We start from the raw sequence: 20,734 nt of genomic DNA, 5'->3' as shown, positions 1-20,734 counted from the left end.
GCTTCCGGTTCGGTAAACATCCATTTCGGGTGTATTGCCGAATCGGGGGTTGCGGTGATGGGGGCGGTACAGACGGCGATCGATGCGGTGCTGCGCGAGGCGATGCTGTTCGCCGCGATCGGGCTGCTGATCGGTGGTCTGGACGATCTGCTGGTCGACCTGTTGTTTGTCGTGCGCAAGCTTTGGCATCGCCGCGAACCGGGGTGGACGGTCACCATGCTGCGACCGGAACGTGCGGGGCGGATCGTGGTGTTCGTGCCGGCGTGGGACGAGCAGGCGGTGATCGGCCCGATGCTTGTCCGTGCGCTCGACCGTTATCGTCATCCCGATTATCGCATCCATGTCGGGCTCTATCCCAACGATCCGGGTACGATCGCGGCGGTGATGGCGGTCGCATCGCGCGATAGTAGAGTGCGGGCGGTGATCGGCGATACGCCGGGGCCGACGACCAAGGCGGCATGCCTGAACACATTGTGGCATGATCTGGTGGCAACCAGCGCGGTGGCGTCGACCCGTGCGATCGCGCTGCACGATGCCGAGGATATGGTCCACCCCGACGAACTGACCGTCTTCGACGCGCTGATCGGCGATCATGCGGTGGTGCAGCTACCGGTGATGCCGCTGGTGAAGCCAGGATCGCCGTTCATATCCGGCCATTATCTTGATGAGTTCGCGGAGGCCCATCAAAAGCAGCTGCCGGTCCGTACCTTTGTCGGGGCGGGGATGCCGCTGGCGGGCACCGGTTGCGCGGTGGCGCCATGGATCGTTGCACGGCTGGCGGCGATGCGGGGCGGCGACCCGTTCGATCCGGCCAGTCTGGTCGAGGATTACGAACTCGGTCTGCGCATTGCCGAACTGGGCGGGCGTGGCGTCTTTGCACGGGTGATGGACGATCACGACCAGCCCGTCGCGGTGCGTGCCTATTTCCCCGCAACGTTGACAGCAGCAGTGCGACAAAAGGCACGGTGGATCACCGGCATCGCGCTCGCTGGCTGGGACCGCACCGGCTGGGCGCGACCGCTGGCGGTGATCGACCACTGGATGCGCGCACGGGATCGGCGTGCCCCGATTGCGGTGCTGGTGCTATTGAGCGCCTATGGTGCGATCTTTGCGTGGCTGGCGTCGGCGACGTTGCACGGCTGGACGGGGGAGGCGACCGCTACGGCACTGGCCGATCCGGTGCGGATGCTGCTGCCAGTTAATGCCGCGCTGCTGGCATGGCGGATGGGGATGCGTGCGGCTTTCACGGGGCAGGCCGCGGGTTGGCGACAGGCACTGTGGTCGGTACCGCGGATCGTGGTCGGCAACGTCGTGCTGTTGCTCGCCGCCGCGCGGGCGATGTGGCGCTATGCGGGAATGCTGCGCGGAACTGCGCTAACCTGGGACAAGACCGCGCACCATTTCCCGGACGCGGACGCCGCTGTACCGTGAAGGGTGGCCGGCCGCTACGGTTCCTGGCGGTTACGCTGGGAGGATGGACGACGCTGCGCATCGCGCTGTTGTGGCCGACGATCGACTCGGTGCCGACGTTGATCGACGCGGTGGTGCCGCGTGCGCAGGCGCAGGCGTTTTTCGCGCAGGTGCCCGCTCGCACGACCAAGGTGGCCACGGCCCAACGGGCCATGCCAGCCCGACCCGCGCCGCCGTCTGTGACGCCAACCACGCCGCTGCCCGTGATCATTCCATCGACGGCACCGCCACCGTCGCGTCCGATCGATCCCGTCCAGTCGCCGCCGCTCGCACCGCCGCCGCTGGCGGCCGCGCCGTCACGATGGGCTGGCAGCGTCTGGGGCATTGCGCGCAGCGGCGGCACCGGGGTTCAGCCCGGCGGGCAGATTGGCGGTTCGCAAGGAGGCGTACGCCTCACCTATGCACTGGGCGAAGAGCGGCGGGTGGCGCTGGCGGCGCGGGTAACGACACCAGCGGCCGGGCCGGGGGCCGAACTGGCGCTCGGCATCGACTGGCAACCGGGGGGGGGGCCCCGTCCACCTGATCGCCGAACATCGCATCGCGCTGGACGGCGGGCGGGGCGGCCCGGCCGTGCTGCTGGTGGGCGGGATCGATCCCGTTGCAATCGGTGGGCATTTCCGTCTCGAAGCCTATGCGCAGGCCGGTGCGATCCGCCGCGACCGTATCGAACCCTTCGCGGATGGGGCGCTCCGCGTCACCCGTCCTGCCGCGACCATCGGGCGCATGCGGATTGATCTGGGTGCCGGCACCTGGGGCGGGGCGCAGCGCGGAGCCGCCCGGCTAGATATCGGGCCGACATTGGCGGTGGCGATCCCCGTATCGGATCGCACCATGCGCCTGACGCTCGACTGGCGATACCGCATCGCCGGCCGTGCCGCACCGGGATCGGGACCGGCGCTGTCGATCGGCAGCGATTTCTAGGCCGCGACCGGTGCTTCAATGCGGCACATAGGGTCCCGGCTTGATGATGGCCTGCGCCTTCGCGGAAACCGTCGCGTCGCGGCTGCACGCCTTGGCGGCGACGGTCCGGCCGGCGCGCTGGATCAGCAATCCGCTGCTCATCGCGGTATCGTGGCGGCCCCCCTCGCCGAACCCGGTCCGGCTGGTCCGATCGAAGACGGTGTAACGGTAATCCTTGTTGACGGCGGTGATCTGCGTCTCGCCGCCGCCTGCGAACCCGCGCATCGCCATCGTCAGCGCCGCGGAGGTCAGTTCGACCCGACCGGGCCGGCCGAAGCGATAGACCGCAGTGGCGTTCCGCCCGCACACCGCGACCTGCTTCGGTCCGATCGCGCACGCGAACAGCGGTGTTTCGCCCGGCTGGCACAAGGCAACGGGTTGCGTCACGGCGCGGGGCCGCTGGGCGGATGGCATCGCCGTACCGGCCGCGGCCAAGGCTATCAGTCCTCCGATGCCGGCTGCAATGCCCGCAACGCCCGTCGATATGCCTGCCATCGTTCCCCGCTTCCGTGGTTGCCGCCATTGACCGTACGGGACACCGTGTTGAACTCCTCTCAATCGAGGACGGTTGCCGTCCGCCAGTTGAGATCGGTGGTCGTCCAGAACAGGTCGGCGCTGTCGGCGGTCACCGGTCGGGCCAGCGCATTGGGATCGTTCTCGAACCGGGCGACGCGGTAATTGTAGCGGCCCGTCGTCTGCAGCAGGCCACGACCGCGATAGCGATAGCGATAGCGATAGCCGTTGCCGCTGCGTTCGTCGCCATTGCCCAGCCGGTCGGCATAGACATGATCGCCCAGCGCCTCCGGATTGCGGGCATAAGGTGCCGCCGCCTCGGCGGTGGGGAACCGTCGTGGCCACACGACGCGCAGGCGCGGCGGTGAATAGTTCAGATTTTCTTCGACGTTGCGCAGTTGGCCGCTTTCCACGCTGATCTGCGCCAGGAAGGCGGCACGGCGTTCGTTGGTGTTGATGCCATGCACGCGCATCGCGGTGTTCAGCGGCCAGATGAACCGCCCGATCTGCCCGCCCGCCTCCGGCATGATCGCCCGCAGCTGCGCCTCGGTCACTTCGCCGGCGACGGCATCGCCGGGGCCGCCTGATGGAGCGGACGGGGCGGAGGCGGAGGCAGCGGGTCTTACGGTGGGAACGGGCACGGTCCTGCCGGCGCATCCCGTGGCGGACAGGCTTTCGCCCCTGCGAACGACATGGTGCTTCATGGCGACATCACCGAGGAAGACGGCGCTTTCGCTATCACCTTTATGTTACGGGCTCGCGGTAGGAGCAAGCCGCACCTTCTCTTGCCCGCCGATCCGACCTAGAAGCCGCTGTTGTGGATCTGTATCTTCCCGTCGCCAACCTGTCGGTCAATGCGCTGGTGATCGTGCTGCTGGGCGGCGGGGTCGGATTGCTGTCGGGAATGTTCGGGGTCGGGGGGGGCTTCCTCACGACGCCGCTGCTGATCGTCTACGGCATCCCGCCCACGGTTGCCGCCGCTTCCTCCGCCAGTCAGGTGACCGGCGCCAGCGTATCCGGCGTCTTCGCGCATGTCCGGCGTGGCGGGGTCGATTTCAAGATGGGCGGGGTGCTCGTCGCGGGCGGGGTGCTCGGCACCTTTGCGGGGGCATGGATATTCCGGTGGCTTCAGCAACTGGGGCAGATCGATACCGTCATCGCGATCATCTATGTCCTGATGCTGGGATCGATTGGCGGCCTGATGGCAAAGGAGTCGCTGGTCGCGATCGGACTGGCGCGGCGCGGCCAGCCGCCACGCGCCGCCAAGCGACGGCACCATCCGCTGGTCGCGGCTTTGCCGTTCCGGACCCGTTTCTATGGATCGGGTTTGTACATCTCGCCGCTGGCCCCATTGCTGCTGGGGTTCGTGACCGGGATGCTGACGATCCTGCTGGGCATCGGTGGCGGCTTCATCCTCGTGCCGGCGATGATCTATCTGATCGGGATGGCAACCGGCGTGGTGGTGGGAACCAGTCTGTTCCAGACCCTGTTCGTCACCGCCGTCGCCACAATGGTCCATGCCACCACCACCCGTGCGGTCGATATCGTGCTGGCGGGGCTGTTGCTGATCGGATCGGTGGTCGGTGCGCAGGTGGGGGCACGGCTGGCGACCAAGGTGAAGCCTGAATATCTTCGCCTTGCGCTCGCATTGATGGTGCTGGCGGTGGGAGTCCGCATCCTGCTGGGGCTGGTATGGCGGCCCGAGGAAATCTTCACGGTGACGATATCGTGAGGGCGGCCACCGCACCCGCGCTGTCCCTCGTCCTGATGGCCCCGCTGCTGCTGGCGCAGGCCAAGCCGGTGCTGGTGCCGGACGTGTCACAACGGTCGATCGAGATCGTCTACAGCTTCACGGGTGCCGATCTGTTGCTGTTCGGCGCGATCCTCTATCCCGGCGGGCGGGTGCCCGCGGGGGAGCGACCCGCAGACATCGTCGTCGTGGTGAAGGGGCCGACCCAGTCGATCCTGGTGCGGGAGAAGGAAAAGGTCGCCGGCATCTGGGTCAACGCCGCGCGCACACGATACCGGTCGGCGCCGTCCTTCTATGCCATCGCCTCGTCTCGCCCAATCGGCGAACTGGTCGATGAACGGACGCGCGCGATCTACGAACTGGGGCTCGACAGCCTGCAACTGTCGCCGGTGTCGACCGCGCCGGCAGAGGAGCAGGCAAGGTTCGGTCGCGGGTTGGTGGAGCTGAAGGCCCGCAGCGGCCTGTATATCGAGACGCCACGCGCGGTGGAGATCACCGATGGCGTCCTCTACCGTGCCCGCGTCACGATCCCCGCACGCGTGCCGGTGGGCCGCTTCACGGCGGAGACGTTTCTGATCCGCGACGGCCGCGTGCTGGCGGCGGCGGTGCGCGACATCGATATCCGCAAGTCTGGGTTCGAACGGTTCGTGGCGCGGGCGGCGGAGCGATCGTCGATACTGTACGGACTGACGGCGGTGTTGCTGTCGGTATCGCTGGGCTGGTTCGCCGGCTGGGTCGCGCGCCGTGTATAAGACGCAGAACTACCTACCATCATCCGTTGTTTACGCCTTGTCGGCTATGGCGGTGGCCAACGGCGTATCGATGAGATCATCCCATGTCAGAACTGCCCCGGGTCGACGAGTTTCTCCGCGCGATACCGACCGATGCCGCACCGATCGGCCACATCACTGCGGTGGCGGGCGCAGGCAGCCGGGTAATGCTGGAACGGGCGGCGGTAGCGGCGGCGGCGCTGTCCTCCGATCCCGTCGCGGCGGCGGCCGGGCAGGTAGGTAGCCAGATCAAGCTGCGGGTCGGCGGCCAATGGCTGATCGCCAATATCCGGTCGCTGGCATCCGGCGATGACGCCATCATGGCGGAGATCGATTTCTTGGGCGAGGGCGACGGGGAACCGGCAACCGGCCTGCTCCAACGCTTTCGTCGGGGCGTGACCCGTTATCCGATGCCGGGATGCGTGGCCTATCCAGTCACGACCGCGGACCTGGCGCAAATCTATGCTGCCGACGATCGCGCCACGATCGGCATCGGCACCGTCCATCCCACCGCCGATGTGCGCGCCGCCCTGTATGTCGATGCGATGCTGGGTAAGCATTTCGCGCTGGTGGGATCGACCGGTACCGGCAAGTCGACCGCGACTGCCCTGATCCTGCACCGCATCTGCGCCCTCGCGCCGCAGGGGCATATCGTCATGATCGATCCGCACGGCGAATATGGTGCCGCCTTTGCGGGCACCGGCGCGGTGTTCGACGTGTCGAACCTGCAGATGCCTTACTGGCTGATGAATTTCGAGGAGCATTGCGAGGTGTTCCTGACGACTTCCGGCTCGGCGCGGCAGATCGATGCAGACATCCTCGCCAAATGCCTGCTCGCCGCCAAGGCCAAGAGCCGGCTGGGGCAGGAGATCACACGGCTGACGGTGGATGCACCCGTGCCGTACCTGCTGTCGGACCTGACCAACCTGATCGGGCTGGAAATGGGCAAGATGGACCGGGCGGGCGATACCGGGCCCTATCTGCGGCTGCGGACGAAGATCGACGAGATCAGGGCCGATCCGCGCTACGGTTTCATGTTCTCCGGGATGCTGGTCGCCGATACGATGGCGGAATTCCTGCGGCGGGTGTTCCGGATGCCGGGGGAGGGCAAGCCGATCTCGATTGTCGACGTATCGGGCGTACCATCGGACATCACCGCCGTGGTGGTGGCGGTGCTCAGCCGAATGACGTTCGATTATGCAATCTGGGCACGGGGTGAGGCGCAACGGCCGATCCTGCTGGTCTGTGAGGAGGCGCACCGGTACATTCCGGCGGGGCGCGAGACGGACAGCGCCGTCGGCCGCATCCTGGGGCGGATCGCCAAGGAAGGGCGCAAATATGGCGTCTCGCTGGGCCTTGTCACGCAGCGGCCCTCCGATCTGGCGGAGGGCGTACTATCGCAATGCGGCACGATCATCGCGATGCGGCTCAACAACGATCGCGATCAGGCCTTCGTACGCGCGGCGATGCCTGAAGGTGCGCGCGGGTTTCTCGATACGATCCCGGCGTTACGCAATCGCGAGGCGATTGTGTGTGGCGAGGGCGTGGCAGTCCCGATCCGCGTCGCGTTCGATGCGCTGGAGGAGGGCAAGCGACCCGCCTCCGACGATCCGGTCTTTTCGGCCCTTTGGCGCGATGTCGGCGGCGAGGACGCCATCATCACGCGGACGATCAGGCGCTGGCGTTCGCAAGGGAAATAACGGCTACTATGGGGCCGGTCGCTCGGCCTGCGCCTCCGCCAGATACACCGCGAACAGGCCGTCGGGATCGGTCCATTCTGCCACCGGCGTCCAGCCGCCGGCGCGCAGCAGGATACGGGCATCGCGGGCGCCGTACTTATGACTGTTTTCGGTATGAATCGTCTCGCCTGCGGTCATCGCAAAGGTTTGGCCATCGATCGTGAACTTGATGTCGCGCACCGCTTCCAGATGCATCTCGATCCGGGCGCGGTCGTCGTTCCAACGCGCGACATGGCGGAACGCGTCGAGCGGGATCGCCGCGTCCAGTTCGCGATTGATCCGTGCCAGCAGGTTCATGTTGAACGCCGCCGTCACTCCGGCGGCATCGTCATAGGCGGGGACGAGGATATCTGCGCCCTTGATCCGGTCCATCCCGATCAGCAGCATCGCGCCCTCACCCAGCGACGCGCGCATCGCTCGCAACAGGTCCGTCGCCATCAGCGGCGTCATGTTGCCGATCGTGGAGCCGGGAAAGAAGCCCAGCTTGGGGGCATCGGCGATCGTTCGGGGAAGCGTGAGCGGGCGCATGAAATCCGCCTCGAACGGCAGCACCAGCAGATCGGGAAAGGCCGCCGACAATGTCTTCGAGGATGCCCGCAGGAAATCCCCCGAGATATCGATCGGCACATAGGCGGATGGTACGACGGAGCGGAGCAGGATCGGTGTCTTGGCCGAAGAGCCGGAACCGAACTCGACTACCGCGCGCCCCTGCCCGACATGCTCGCACAAGGTAGGGCACAGCTTTTCGAGAATGCCGATCTCGGTCCGCGTCGGATAATATTCCGGCAGGTCGGTGATCTGCTCGAACAGTTCCGACCCTTGCCGATCATAGAACCAGCGTGCGGGGATCGCGCGGGGGCGGCGGGCGAGACCGGCCAGGACATCGGCGCGAAAGGCAGGGTCGGCAAGGCTGCGTTGGCCGTCCTCGGCTTCCGGCTTCAACATGCGGGCAGGTCCTTTGCGAGGCGGACGCCGGTGAACTGCCAGCGCTGATGCGGATAGAAGAAGTTGCGGTAGCTCGCGCGCGCATGGCCGCGCGGGGTCGCGCAACTTCCACCACGCAGCACGAACTGCCCGCTCATGAACTTGCCGTTATATTCGCCGACCGCACCTTCCGCCGTCTGGAAGCCGGGATAGGGGCGGTAGGCGCTGCCGGTCCATTCCCAGACATCGCCGAACAGGCCGCCGGCGTCGTCGGTGGCGGGGCGTGGTTCTACCGGACCGGCGGTATCCATCTGGTTGCCGCCGGTGGCATCGTGCATCGCGGCGGCGGCTTCCCATTCCATTTCGGTCGGCAGGCGTGCCCCCGCCCAAGTGGCATAGGCGTCCGCCTCGTAGAAGCTGACATGCGTGACCGGGGCAGCGGGATCGACCGGACGTCGCCCGTCGAGGCCGAACCGGGTCCAGCCGGCATCGGTTTCCTCCCAATAAAGCGGAGCGGCGATCGCGTTCGTCTTCACCCAGTTCCAGCCATCCGCCAGCCACCAACGCGCCTCGCGATAGCCGCCATCCGCGATGAACGATGCCCATTCGCCATTGGTCACGGTGCGGTCGGCCAAGGCATGGGGGGTAAGCAACGCCGGGTGGCGGGGGCCCTCGCAATCGAACGCGAAACCGGTGCCATCGTGGCCGATCTGTACGATTCCGTTCGACCCTTCGACCCAGCGAATCGGGTTTGGCATCGCCACCGGTACCTTGCGTGCCGCCGGCCACAGCGCGGGTTCCAGCGGATTTTCCGACAGCAGATGCAACACGTCGGTAATAAGCAGTTCCTGATGCTGTTCTTCGTGATGGCATCCCAATGCCACCAGTTCCTGCGCGGCGACGGGCAGCGAAGGCAAAGCAGCCGTCAGTGCGGCATCGACATGCGCACGGTAAGCCCGCACCTCGTCCAGCGTCGGACGGGTAATCATGCCGCGGCGGTCGCGAGCATGACGGCGGCCCTCGGCCTCGTAATAGCTGTTGAACAGGAAGGGCCAGCGCGGATCATGCAGGGCATAGTCGGGGAGATGATCGCGCAACACGAAGGTTTCGAAGAACCACGTCGTATGCGCCAGATGCCATTTGGCAGGTGATGCGTCGGGCATCGACTGCACGGTCGCATCGGCATCGGACAGTGGTTCGACCAAGGCTATGCTGAGCGCCCGAACCGCGCGGTATCGATCGGCCAATGCCGATGTGTCGAATGCTCTTGCCGCCGTCGCCATGCCTATGCCTCGTTCCGGCACCGGCCGATCGGCTCAGCGCGTTCCTCCCGGGATCCACAGAACGTCGTCGGCCCCGTTTTGGTTCAGCGCCCGCGCCGCGACGAACAGGTAATCCGACAGCCGATTGATATACGTTGCCGCCACCGGGCTGACCGCGGGCACCGCCGCGACCGAGCGCTCGGCACGGCGCACGATCGCCCGTGCCAGATGCACGCCTGCCGCACCCGGACTGCCGCCGGGCAGGATGAAGCTGGTGAGCGGCGGGATCGCATGGGTCAGCGTATCGATCGCCGCTTCCAGCCGTGCGGTCTGTTCTGGCACGATCCGCAAGGCCCCTGCGATCGACAGCGGCGTAGCGAGATCGGCACCAAGATCGAACAGGTCATTCTGGATACGGCCAAGTTCGTCGCGCACCGCCCCTGCCGGTACCGTCACGAGCGCGACGCCGATCGCGCTGTTCGCTTCGTCCACGTCACCGATCGCGGCGATCAGGGGATCGGACTTGGCGATCCGCGACCCGTCGACCAGCCCGGTGGAGCCGTCGTCGCCGGTGCGGGTGTAGATCTTGTTGAGCTTGACCAAGGTTCGGATCAGGTCCGGCCGGCGGCGAACAGGATCAGCACGACGATCAGGATCGCGCCGGCCTGAAAGAAGATACGCTGCTGCATCATCCGGTTCGATTTGAGCGACGCCTGGCTGGGGCCGCCGCCTTTCACCGCTGCGCTCGATTCCTGAAGGAAGGCGATGATCCCGCGGACCAGTGCCACGACCGTCGCGATCATCGCGGCGATCAGCAGAATGACGAGGAACGTATTCATCACGTCAATCTAGGTGTTCGCATCCGAAAAGCCATAGGACAGGATGTCCCGGCGCAGCCGATCGGCCAGCGCGCGGCCATCTTTGCCATCTTCGCGCATGGCGGCCAGCGTCGGCGCACCATCGCGCTTGGCAAGGCGGCGACCGTCCGGGCCCATCAGCAGGGGGTGGTGGTGATAGGCGGGGGTGGGCAGGGCCAGCAGCGCCTGGAGCAGACGGTGGACATGCGTCGCGTCGAACAGGTCGGCGCCCCGCACGATATCGGTCACGCCCTGCGCGGCATCGTCGACCGTGACGGCCAAGTGATAGCTGGCCGGCGCATCCTTGCGCGCGAGGATCACGTCGCCATGGGACAGCGGATCGGCGGCGACGCGGCCCGCGCTGACATCGTGCCACTCGAGCGGACCGGCGACAGCGACGGCGGCGGCCATGTCGAGCCGCCAGCAATGCGGCCGGTCGAGCCGCGCCGCGACCTCGGCGGCGGGCAGGTGGCGGCAGGTACCAGGATAAGGCGGGGTGGTGTCGTGCGGGGCTGACAGGGTGGCCGCGGCGATATCGGCGCGCGTGCAGAAACAGGGGTAGAGCAGCCCCCGCGCCGTCAGCGTCGCCAGCGCATCGTCGTACAGGGCCAGCCGCTGCGACTGGAATACCGGTCCCTCCCAGGCGAGGCCCAGCCATGCGAGATCAGCGAGGATCGCCCCGACATGCTCGGCCCGGCTGCGGGTGCCATCGATATCCTCGATCCGCAGCAGGAAACGGCCACCCCGCGCCACCGCCATATCGTGCGCGCGGATTGCGGAGACGGCATGGCCGAGATGGAGTCGCCCGGTCGGGCTGGGCGCGAAACGGGTGACGCAGCCGGGGGGGCGGACGGGGAGCGGGGCGGATGTCGGGGGCGGTTCATCACGAACCCCTTGACCCGGAATCGGTCGGCGTGCTGTCATACCCCTGTCACGCCCGTCGGCGACAGCGCCCCCGGACTTGATTGGTATTGCTTGGGAGGGCTCGTGTTTCATCCCGACCTGATCCGACATCCGGACAGTTGCCCGACGTTGGTGCTGAATGCGGACTATACGCCGCTGTCCTACTATCCGCTCAGCCTGTGGCCGTGGCAGACCGCGGTCAAGGCGATGTTCCTCGACCGCGTCGATGTGGTGGCTCATTACGAGCGCGAGGTACATAGCGCCAGCCTGTCGCTGAAGCTGCCCTCGGTGATCGCGCTGAAACAGTTCGTGCGGCCGTCGCAATTCCCCGCCTTCACCCGGTTCAACCTGTTCCTGCGCGACCGGTTCGCCTGCCAGTATTGCGGGCATGGCCGCGATCTGACGTTCGACCATGTCGTGCCGCGCGCGCAGGGCGGACGGACGACGTGGGAGAATGTCGTCACCGCCTGCGCGCCGTGCAACCTGAAGAAGGGCGGGCGCACCCCGCGACAGGCGTCGATGCCGCTGCACGTCGAGCCGATCCGGCCGACCAACTGGCACCTGCAGGAGCATGGCCGGTCGTTTCCGCCGAATTACCTGCACCAGACATGGCACGACTGGCTGTATTGGGACGTTGAGCTGGATGCGTAACGACCGGTACCCCCCTGAACCGACGGGTGGCCGGTATCTGGCCGACAGGGGATCATGATGCGATTGACGGGTGCGGGATGGATGGCGGCGGGGGCCGTCGCGGCGGGGCTGGCGGTGGCCGGCTGCGGACCGAGCGATGACGAAAAGAGGGCGGCGGCGGATGCGAAGGCGGCGTCGTTCACGCCCCCCTCCGTCACCTCCCGCCTCGATTTCGGCAGCGCGATGACACGCCGGTTCCGCGCGCTGGATCGCGACGCCGACGAATTCATCGACAAGACCGAACTGCCCAGCCGCAATTCCCGCCTGAGCCGGCTGGACCGCGACAAGGACGGCCGCATCTCCGCGATCGAATTTTCGGAAGGAATGCTCGGCTGGTTCGACCGGGTCGATGCCAATCACGACGGCACGATCACCTCCGACGAGCGCGAGGCCGCGCGCAACGACCCCGACGCATCCGCGGCGATCGACAAGACGGAGCCGTACAAGCGCGAGCAATAGGGCGCGAGCAATAGGGCGCAGGCAAAGGCAGGCGTGCGCGATCGGATTACCTGTCGTCCCGGCTTGACCTCCAACCTGCCGCAGCGCAGCAATACGGCATGACCAGACTTCCCCCGATCGCGAACGATCCCGACATCCGCTTCCTCGGTACGCTGCTGGGCGACGTGATTCGCGATTATGGCGGGGAGACGCTGTTCGCCGCGACCGAAACGATCCGGCGCGCCTCCGTGGAACGGCATCGCGGGCTGGCGGACGAGACCGCGATCGACCTGCAACTCGAACGGCTCGATCTGGACGATACGCTGGAATTCGTGCGCGGCTTCATGCTGTTCTCGATGCTCGCCAACCTGGCGGAGGACCGGCAGGGGATCGCGGTCGAGGAAGGCGCGGACATGGCCGCGGTGCTGGAACGGCTGGCGGACGGGGGGATCGACCGCGACCGGGTCGTCGCGCTGCTGGAACAGGGCCTCGTCGCGCCGGTGCTGACCGCGCATCCGACCGAGGTGCGCCGGAAAAGCATGATCGACCATCGCAACCGCATCGCCGAACTGATGGCGATGCGCGATGCCGGGCTGGCGGAAACGCCGGATGGGGATGCGGTCGAGGAGGCGATCCGCCGCCAGATCGCGCTGCTGTGGCAGACGCGGGCGCTGCGCCGCGACCGGCTGGGCGTGGCGGACGAGGTGGAGACGGCGCTGTCGTACCTGCGCGACGTGTTCCTGCCGACCATCCCCGCGCTATACCAGCGCTGGGACCGGGTGCTGGGCCGGCGTTGTCCAGGGTTCCTGCGGCCGGGTAGCTGGATCGGCGGCGACCGCGACGGCAACCCCAACGTCACCGCCGCCTCGCTGACGCTGGCGCTGGGCCGGGCGGCGGAGGCGGTAATCGGCCATTATCTGGATACCGTCCATGCGCTGGGTGCCGAACTGTCGATCTCGTCGCACCGTGCGGCGGTGAGTGACACGGTCGAGGCGCTGGCCGACGCGAGCGGGGACGCGGCCGGCAGTCGCCGCGACGAGCCGTTCCGTCGTGCCCTGTCCGGTATCTACGCCCGGCTCGCCGCGACGCATCTGGCCCTCAGCGGCAAGCCGGCGCCGCGCCCCGGACGGCTGCACGGCGAACCCTATGCCGATCCGGCGGCGTTCCGCGCCGATCTGGTCACGATCGCGCGCGGACTGGCGGCGACCGCCGGGGCCGGGGGCGGCGCGCTGGCGTCGAGCGGGGCGCTGGCGCGGCTGATCCGGGCGGTCGACATCTTCGGCTTCCATCTCGCCACGCTCGATTTGCGGCAGAACTCCGCCGTTCATGAACGCGTCGTCGCCGAACTGCTGAAGGTCGCCGGGGTCGAGGACGATTACCTGTCGCTCGACGAGGCGGCGCGCGTCGCGCTGCTCCGTGCCGAACTGGCGAATGCCCGGCCGCTGACCAGCCGGTTCCAGCCCTATTCGGACGAGACCGCGTCCGAACTGGCGATCGTCGAGGCGGCGGCGGCGGCGCACCGGCGGTTCGGGACGGCGGCAATCCGCGTCTATATCGTGTCGATGGCCAAGTCCGTCTCCGACCTGCTGGAGGTGAACCTGCTGCTGAAGGAAGCCGGCCTGTACCGCCCCGGCGATACGCCCGAGGCGGCGATCATGGCGGTGCCGCTGTTCGAGACGATCGAGGATCTGGATGCCGCGCCCGCGATCATGCGCGAGTGGCTGGCGATGCCCGAGAACGCGGTGATCGCACAGGCGCGCGGCCATCAGGAAGTGATGATCGGTTATTCCGACAGCAACAAGGACGGCGGCTACCTGACCTCGACCTGGGGACTGTCGAAGGGATCGACCGCGCTGACCCCGGTGTTCGAGACGGCGGGCGTGGGGATGCAGTTGTTCCACGGGCGCGGCGGCGCGGTGGGGCGCGGTGGCGGGTCCGCCTTCGCGGCGATCCGCGCGCAGCCGGCGGGCACGGTGCAGGGGCGCATCCGCATCACCGAACAGGGTGAGATGATCGCCGCCAAATACGGTACCCGCGAAAGCGCCGCGACCAATCTGGAGGCGATGGCCGCGGCAACGGTGCTCGCCAGCCTGGAGCCGCCGCGCGTGTCGGCGACGGAAAGCGCGGCGTTCGGCGCGGCGATGGACGCGCTGTCGGCCACCGCATTCCGCGAGTATCGCGAACTCGTCTACGGCGACGATGCGTTCCGCACCTTCTTCCGGCAGATGACGCCGATCGCGGAAATCGCGAACCTGAAGATCGGCAGCCGCCCGGCCAGCCGCACCAAATCCGACCGGATCGAGGATCTGCGCGCGATCCCGTGGGTGTTCAGCTGGGCACAGGCACGGGTCATGCTGCCCGGCTGGTACGGGGTGGGGCAGGCGATTGTCGAGTATCCCGATCAGGGCCTGCTCGCCGAGATGGCGGAGGGCTGGCCGTTGTTCGCCGCGACGCTGGCGAACATGGAGATGGTGCTGGCGAAATCGGACATGGCGATCGCCGCGCGCTATGCCGCGCTGGTCGACGACCCGCTGCGCCCGTTCTTCGACACCATCCGTTCCGGTTGGGATCAGACCCATGACGGATTATTGCGCGTTACCGACCAATCCCGATTGTTGGACAAAAGCCCGGCGCTGGAAAAGTCGATCCGGTTGCGATTGCCCTATATCGAACCGCTCAACCTGCTCCAGATCGAACTGATGAAGCGCCACCGCGCGGGCGAGGAAGATGCGCGGATCAACGAGGGTATCCTGCTGTCGATCAACGCGATCGCCACCGCGCTGCGCAATTCGGGATGAATCGGGGTAACATTCGCCGCCCTCACTCCGCCATTGCGAGCGCAGCGAAGCAATCCAGGGCGTCGCGCACCGGGCGCTGGATTGCTTCGCTGCGCTCGCAATGGCGGAAAACAGCAATCTTATCAGTTGATCCGGGTGCGGAAGCGCAGGCGGTAACTGGTGCCGGTGGTATGCGCGCCGGTCAGCGTGATGCGGATCGCGCGGACGCGGGGGTCGTAACCGGCGGCATCGGGAACGGGGACATAGGTCCAGCCGGTACCGTTCGAGAATTCGATGCCGTCGGTCGTGCTGTTCAGCGCCGTCCAGCGCATCGACAGGCCGGTACCGAGCAGCCCCAGTCCCAGCAGGTTGCCGTCCGCGAACTCCACCGGGCCGCTGCCGGGGAGGCCATAGTCGGCGACCCGTAGCGAGACGTTGGGGGGGATGGTGTCGGCGATCACTTCCGTGCCCACGACGGTGGTGATCGGGTTGGGATTGCGGACGGTGATCGCATAATCCACCACCGCGCCGGGCAGCGCGCGCGGATTGAGCAGACTGAGATCGTCGGACACCAGCGTCGATGTCTTGGTGATCGTCAGGTCCGCCGCCCCTGCCGCCGTGGCCGCCAGCAACGGGGCGGCGATCCACCATGCCGCCTTCATCGCCCGATCCCCAGCAACGCCCGCGCCGCATCGATGGCGGTGCGGGCACTGTTCTGATCCACCTTGATCCTGAGCGTCACATAGGGTCCCTTGCGCGTGTAGCGATCGGCGCCGGCATCGCGGTCGCGGTAGCCGGCGACGTTGTAGCCGGCGGTCAGCCACAGATTGCCCGCCGGCGACGCGCCGACCGATGGTCCGCCGCTCCACGCCCAGGCGTCGCGTCCGCTCCAGGCGTGCTGGACGGACGCCTGCACGCCGACATCGAACCGACGGCCGATATCGTGACGCAGCTCGAACCCCGTCACGTCGATCAGCCCGTCATACGCATCGCCGGTGAACTTTCCGCGAATGTAGCGGATACCGTGATGCAGCGTCGTTTCCATGCCGTGCCCCGCGCCTTCCGGCCCGGTACGATAGTTGAGCGCGAGGTTGTTGACGATCCGGTCGGTCATCTGCGTGCCGGTGAAGGCGGCGTCGGCGCGTTCGCGGTGCAGTTCCAGCCGTTCGAGGATCGACCAGCGGCTGTCGAACGGGCGCAGCGCGAGCGCGAGGTCGGCATCGGACTGCATCGCGCGGGCGCCGGCCCGGTCGGTGACGCGCCACGTCCGCACCCCGCCCGCGACCGTGCCGCCGCCGCCCAGCGTGCGCAGCAGGTTGGCGGTGAAGCCGAACCGGTCCTCCGCCGTCGCGTCGCGCTGTTCGATGCGGGCGTTCCATGCCCAGCGGGCGGCGCGCCACGCCACGCCCAGCGTCATCGCGCGATAGTCGCCGTTCACCTGCGTGGCCGACAGATAGCCACCCGACGCCGCCGGCTGGAAGGCATTGATCCCGCCCGCCACGGGTATCCGGCCACGCACGGTGTCGGCGGCATCGACCGTCGCCTCCACGCTCCAGCCGCCGCCGAGCGGCACCGACTGGGCGAGGCCGTATTGCGCATAGGTGCGGCGCCCGGCGACCCCGGTCGCCTGATCGTTCAGCGTGCTGGTCAGCTTGCCGCCGCGCCACGGCGTCAGGTCGAACCCCGCCTGCACGGTGTTGGTCGCGAAATCGGCGCCGTCCGCCCGCTCGTATCCGGCGATCAGGCGCACCGCGTCGGTCGCGCGCCACGATGCGGTCACCTGCTGGCGGGCGGGGAAATCGACGCTTTCCTTCCGGCCGCCGGGGGCGATCTGGGTCTGGCCGGACAGGGTGAGCCGGTCGGTGATCGCGTGCGTGCCGCCCAGCGTCAGGAGCAGGCTGTCGCGGTCGCGGCCGTCCAGCCCCCGGTCGCGCGCGATCTGCGCGCCCGCGAACAGGGTGCCGGCGGCGCGGCGATATTCCAGCCGCGCATCGCCCGCGATCCGTTCGCCGGTGCCGATCAACTGCGTCTGGTACCAGCCGGTCGCGGTCAGATCGAGCCGGGGGGCAAGGCGCAGGCGCGTGTCGATCCCCAGCTTGCGCGTCCCCGCCTCGACCAGATTCTGCTGGCCGACGCCGAAGGCCACGTCCTGCTGCCGGCCATAGAGGAGCAGGTCGACCCCCGCGCCATGATGCTCCGCCTCGGCCAGCCAGGCCAGGCCATCGGCCAGTCCGCGCCGGCCGCCGCCGGCGAATTCGCCGCGCAGTTCGGTGGCATTGCCGAGGCGCGCGCGCAGATCGGCGCCGCCGACCGTCGCCTTGCCCACCGTCTCGTCGCGGATCAGGGTGGCGCCGATCTCGACCCGGCCATCGGCGGTGCGGCCGGCGATCCGCCCGCCGGCGGCGCGGCGGTTGGCGCGGGTCGCCTCCACTTCATATTCGGCGACGATGAACTGCGGGTTCAGCCCGGCATCGCGACTGAGCACGGGATCGCGGAAGCGAACGGTGCCGAGGCGGATGTCGATCTCGTAATCGATGTGCCGGGTCAGCGGCACGGTGGACAGGATACGTTCGGAGTGGAAGCGGTCGCGCACCTCCAGATGCAGGCGATCGGTGTTGGGCACGATACCGCGCTGCGCCAGCCGGTACGGACCGGTCAGGCCGTTGCCCTGGATTTCGTCGCGGGCATACCGCGTGTCGACCCGTGCGGCGAAGCCGGTGGCACGCAGGGTACGGCCTTCATATGCCGCCTTGGCCCCGGTCAGCGTGCGGCTGTACCGCGTCAGCTGCGTGTCGGTGAAGCCGGTGCGGATGTCGCCGAACAGGGCATAGGCCTCACGCCGCTCCAGCCGCAGGTACAGCTTGCGCCGGCTCGCCGCGTCATACCCCTGCGCCGCGCTGTCGCCATAGACGGTGTAGTAGCGATCGGGATCGATCGTGTCGGCGATACCGCGCTGCGGATCGTCGCGACGGTCGCTGTCATAGGCCATGGTGAGCAGCCACGATCCCCGGATGCGGCCGCTGGCATACAGCGCGAGTTGCCCGTCGGTGACCAGCGCGCCGCGCGCACCGCGGGGCAGGGCGCTCGCTCTGGTGCGCAACGTATCGTAGCCGAGCGAGCCGGCACCGAACCCGACCACCATCCAGTCGCGGGCAGGCGCGGCGAGCCAGGTGCGGATCTCGCTGCGCTGGACGCGGCGGTCGTCGGTCAGCGTGACGACGGCATGGACTGCGCCGGCCTGCGTCGTCGGCGCGAGCGTGAGGAAGGCGATGCCGTCGTCGCCGACGACCTGCGCGGTCATCTCCGCGCGGTCGGTGCCGGTGCGGGCGCGGGCGCTTTCGCCCGTCACGGTCGGCGCGGCGCGATAGGGCTGGTCGACGCGGAAGGGCACGGGGGTGCCGGCGCGGACCGGGCGACCGTCGCGGTCGACGACGCGGACCGCGAGCAACGGCCGGGACAGGCCGTCCGCGACCAGCCGGCTGTGCGCGGGATCGAAGGTCGCGACCACGCCGGCGCCGGCATAATGGACATCGCGCGTCAGCACGGTGGCGACGCCGCCGTCCGCCCCCCGCACCGTCGCGACGAGGCGGTTGTCGCCCTCGTGCAGAGGGATGCCGGTCCAGCGGGACACGGCGACGCCGGTGCCCTGTTCGGTGCCGTCGAAGGCGAGGGGATCGACCGCGACGCCATCGATCGTCAGCGTGACGCGCTGGCCGGGGGCGTGCTTCACCACCACCCGTTGCGCGGGCGAGCGGGGATTGTGGCCGATCGCGGGGAACAGCCAGTCGGTACCCGGCTGCGCGCCGGCCAGCCAGTCGCGGTTGCCGGCGGCGAGGGCATCGCCCTCGGCCACGATCGGCAGCGCATCGGCGGTGGCAGCATTCCGCCCGGTCGGCTTCAACTGGAAATCGACGCGCTTGAGCAGGCCGCCCTGACCCTCGACGAAGCGCGAGATCGCACTGCCCGCCTGCCGGGTATCGGCGTCGCAGGCTACCGCCGCATGGCTGGCGGGGATGCTGGCCGTATCGAGCTGTAGGACGTGGCGTCCCGCCGGCACGCCTTCGAGATGGTAGAGACCGTCGCGATCGGTGACCGCGAAACTGCCATCCTCCAGCATCAGCCGCACGCCCGCGATGCCCTTGCGCTTGTCGACCGGATCGCGGCAATCGCCCTCGGTCACGCGGCCGATCACGGTCAGCGCGTCGGTGAAGGGCAACGGCTGCAACCGGACGGAGGCGGCGGCATCGTTGCTGGTCAGCCCGTCACCGTCCGCCTGCGCGCGGTTTACCGCCTCGCCCATCGGCGCACCGGGGGCGATCGAGACGACATAGCTGATTTCGGTGGTTGCCCCCGCGCGCAGCGGCGCGAGCGGGAAGACGAGCGAGCGGCCGTCCGCCGCCATCTCCGGCTCCGCAGTGCCGCGGGTCGAACCGCGACGATAGCGCAGGCCGGGCGGCAGGTGATCGGTGATCCGCACCGCCTGCGCCACGCGGTCGCCGCGATTGGCCAGCCGCAGGCGATACTGCACGACATCGCCGGGCACCGCATCGCGAACCGAGGCGGTCTTGGTCAGCAACAGTTTCGCCTCGTCGGGCCGGTCGAGCGGGATATCGGCATAGAAGGGATCGGGGGTCGACAGCGTCAGCGCCCGCCCGAAACTGGCGTCGTTCAGGATGAACGGCTGGCCGCCGGGATCGGTCAGGCGTTGCAGGGTCGCGAGCGGCACGATGGAGGGGGCGGTGTAATCCCCCGGCGGCTGGATGCGCAGGTAATAGACGCCCGGCAGCGTCAGCGGAAACCGGTAACGCCCAGGCTGGGCGGGATAGAAGGTGCCGCCGGCATCGGTGATCGCGGTGCCGCTGACCATGGTCGAGGGATAGCGGCTGACCCCGTCGTCGCCGAACACTGTCGCTGGCTGGCCATTGGCATCGACCAGCGACACGGTGGCCCCGTCGATCAGTGCGCCGGTGCGCGAATCGAAAACGAAACCGGCGGGATCGATCAGCAGCGACTGGGCGGAGGAAAGGCTTTCCGCGTCTTCGTCGAACGACAGGGTGATGCGCACGCCGCGCTGGGCACGGCCGTCGCAGGCGCGCAGTTCGGGGTGCTTGCCGGTCGCCGTCGCGGGCACGCCGCCGGCGAAGACGCCGGTATCGCCGCCGGTTTCACGCAGCGGCACCTTGATCACGGTATTGCCGACGCCGGCCGTGATGACCGTCGTCTCGCGCAGCCCGGCATCGTGGTTGCCGGCACGGTTCTCGATCACCAGCAGCATGTCGCTGTACACGTCGAGCGTCTTCACCTCCTGCGACGCGGCGAGCGTCGTCTGATCGATCGGGGCGGGGGTGAAGGACAGGCTCGGCGTCGTCCGGCATTCCATGCCGGTCATCTCGTAGGTCGGCGGTGGTCGGTAGAAACGCAGCGTCGTGGGCTGCTTCGCGCGGATCGCATCGAGCGTGACGGTGTTCGACGCGATCGTGCGGGTGGTGCCGTCGTTTTCGGTGAAACGCAGCGTCGCGGTGTTCTCCACGCGCGTCGTCTGCCCCGCCGCCGTGACGGCGAAGCAGGTGATATACAGCGCGATGAGGCGCACGAGGCGGTGGATGACGGACATGCAGGGGGCCGTTCCGGCGCGCGGGGGCACGCGCCGGACTGGGCATTCTCCAATAGTCTGAGTTTAA

General features: G+C 68.1%; 16 protein-coding genes and 1 pseudogene. 8 read left to right on the top strand and 9 right to left on the bottom strand.

Translation table 11 applies throughout. The annotated features are described in order from the left end of the window. Positions 1 to 57: 57 nt before the first annotated feature. Positions 58 to 1,431 (top strand): glycosyl transferase family protein, encoded by a 1,374-nt coding sequence (locus ABD719_RS08985; RefSeq protein WP_344693097.1) that lies wholly within the window; start codon positions 58 to 60, stop codon positions 1,429 to 1,431. A gap of 609 nt (positions 1,432 to 2,040) precedes the next feature. Next, positions 2,041 to 2,391: a hypothetical protein gene (locus ABD719_RS08980; protein WP_344693005.1), complete on the top strand. Its 351-nt coding sequence runs from the start codon at positions 2,041 to 2,043 to the stop codon at positions 2,389 to 2,391. Positions 2,392 to 2,406: 15 nt separating this feature from the next. On the opposite strand, the gene ABD719_RS08975 is transcribed toward ABD719_RS08980, so the two are convergent. Beyond that, complete coding sequence (locus ABD719_RS08975; RefSeq protein WP_344693004.1) at positions 2,407 to 2,817, bottom strand: hypothetical protein; 411 nt, start codon at positions 2,815 to 2,817, stop codon at positions 2,407 to 2,409. Between the two features lie 167 nt (positions 2,818 to 2,984). Then, the gene (locus ABD719_RS08970; protein WP_344693003.1) at positions 2,985 to 3,584 is read right to left on the bottom strand and encodes a hypothetical protein; all 600 of its coding nucleotides are present in this window, start codon (positions 3,582 to 3,584) and stop codon (positions 2,985 to 2,987) included. Between the two features lie 176 nt (positions 3,585 to 3,760). Between ABD719_RS08970 and ABD719_RS08965 the strand changes: the two genes are divergently transcribed. The 3 genes from ABD719_RS08965 to ABD719_RS08955 all read left to right on the top strand — a co-directional run bounded on the left by ABD719_RS08965 (position 3,761) and on the right by ABD719_RS08955 (position 7,163). Beyond that, on the top strand, positions 3,761 to 4,675 hold the full coding sequence (locus ABD719_RS08965; protein ID WP_344693002.1) for a sulfite exporter TauE/SafE family protein: 915 nt from the start codon (positions 3,761 to 3,763) through the stop codon (positions 4,673 to 4,675). Positions 4,676 to 4,710: 35 nt separating this feature from the next. Continuing rightward, positions 4,711 to 5,445: a TIGR02186 family protein gene (locus ABD719_RS08960; RefSeq protein WP_344693096.1), complete on the top strand. Its 735-nt coding sequence runs from the start codon at positions 4,711 to 4,713 to the stop codon at positions 5,443 to 5,445. Between the two features lie 83 nt (positions 5,446 to 5,528). Further along, positions 5,529 to 7,163 carry an ATP-binding protein gene (locus ABD719_RS08955; protein WP_344693001.1) on the top strand — a complete coding sequence of 545 codons (1,635 nt, stop codon included), beginning with the start codon at positions 5,529 to 5,531 and terminating at the stop codon, positions 7,161 to 7,163. A 6-nt stretch (positions 7,164 to 7,169) separates the two neighbouring features. On the opposite strand, the gene egtD is transcribed toward ABD719_RS08955, so the two are convergent. The 5 genes and pseudogenes from egtD to gluQRS form a co-directional block, all read right to left on the bottom strand. Further along, positions 7,170 to 8,147: an L-histidine N(alpha)-methyltransferase gene (gene egtD, locus ABD719_RS08950; RefSeq protein WP_344693000.1), complete on the bottom strand. Its 978-nt coding sequence runs from the start codon at positions 8,145 to 8,147 to the stop codon at positions 7,170 to 7,172. Continuing rightward, positions 8,141 to 9,409: an ergothioneine biosynthesis protein EgtB gene (gene egtB / locus ABD719_RS08945; RefSeq protein ID WP_344692999.1), complete on the bottom strand. Its 1,269-nt coding sequence runs from the start codon at positions 9,407 to 9,409 to the stop codon at positions 8,141 to 8,143. The genes egtD and egtB overlap by 7 nt, the downstream gene beginning before the upstream one ends. Before the next feature lie 33 nt (positions 9,410 to 9,442). Continuing rightward, positions 9,443 to 9,991 (bottom strand): cob(I)yrinic acid a,c-diamide adenosyltransferase, encoded by a 549-nt coding sequence (locus tag ABD719_RS08940; RefSeq protein ID WP_344692997.1) that lies wholly within the window; start codon positions 9,989 to 9,991, stop codon positions 9,443 to 9,445. Between the two features lie 8 nt (positions 9,992 to 9,999). Further along, positions 10,000 to 10,227 (bottom strand): twin transmembrane helix small protein, encoded by a 228-nt coding sequence (locus ABD719_RS08935; protein WP_192128006.1) that lies wholly within the window; start codon positions 10,225 to 10,227, stop codon positions 10,000 to 10,002. 9 nt (positions 10,228 to 10,236) lie between these two features. After that, positions 10,237 to 11,079, bottom strand: a pseudogene (gene gluQRS / locus ABD719_RS08930) (tRNA glutamyl-Q(34) synthetase GluQRS); the annotation flags it as partial. A gap of 153 nt (positions 11,080 to 11,232) precedes the next feature. On the opposite strand from gluQRS, the gene ABD719_RS08925 reads away from it, so the two are divergent. The 3 genes from ABD719_RS08925 (at position 11,233) to ppc (ending at position 15,074) form a co-directional block, all read left to right on the top strand. Continuing rightward, complete coding sequence (locus tag ABD719_RS08925) at positions 11,233 to 11,799, top strand: HNH endonuclease (RefSeq protein WP_192128002.1); 567 nt, start codon at positions 11,233 to 11,235, stop codon at positions 11,797 to 11,799. Positions 11,800 to 11,856: 57 nt separating this feature from the next. Continuing rightward, positions 11,857 to 12,297 carry an EF-hand domain-containing protein gene (locus ABD719_RS08920; RefSeq protein WP_344692996.1) on the top strand — a complete coding sequence of 147 codons (441 nt, stop codon included), beginning with the start codon at positions 11,857 to 11,859 and terminating at the stop codon, positions 12,295 to 12,297. A 98-nt stretch (positions 12,298 to 12,395) separates the two neighbouring features. Then, entirely contained in the window at positions 12,396 to 15,074 is a 2,679-nt protein-coding gene (gene ppc, locus ABD719_RS08915) for a phosphoenolpyruvate carboxylase (RefSeq protein ID WP_344692995.1), read from the top strand. A 122-nt stretch (positions 15,075 to 15,196) separates the two neighbouring features. Here the strand turns inward: ppc and ABD719_RS08910 are convergent, their stop codons facing one another. After that, positions 15,197 to 15,715, bottom strand: a complete 519-nt coding sequence (locus tag ABD719_RS08910) for a hypothetical protein (protein ID WP_344692994.1) — start codon at positions 15,713 to 15,715, stop codon at positions 15,197 to 15,199. Then, a complete protein-coding gene (locus ABD719_RS08905) occupies positions 15,712 to 20,667 on the bottom strand; it encodes a hypothetical protein (protein ID WP_344692992.1) in 4,956 nt (1,651 codons plus the stop codon). The genes ABD719_RS08910 and ABD719_RS08905 overlap by 4 nt, the downstream gene beginning before the upstream one ends. Positions 20,668 to 20,734: the final 67 nt, after the last annotated feature.

The sequence above is a fragment of the Sphingomonas cynarae genome, assembly GCF_039537815.1.
Classification (GTDB): Bacteria; Pseudomonadota; Alphaproteobacteria; order Sphingomonadales; family Sphingomonadaceae; genus Sphingomonas; species Sphingomonas cynarae.
The sequence above is the reverse complement of the archived record's forward strand: the minus strand, read 5'-3'. Positions and strand labels throughout refer to the sequence as shown.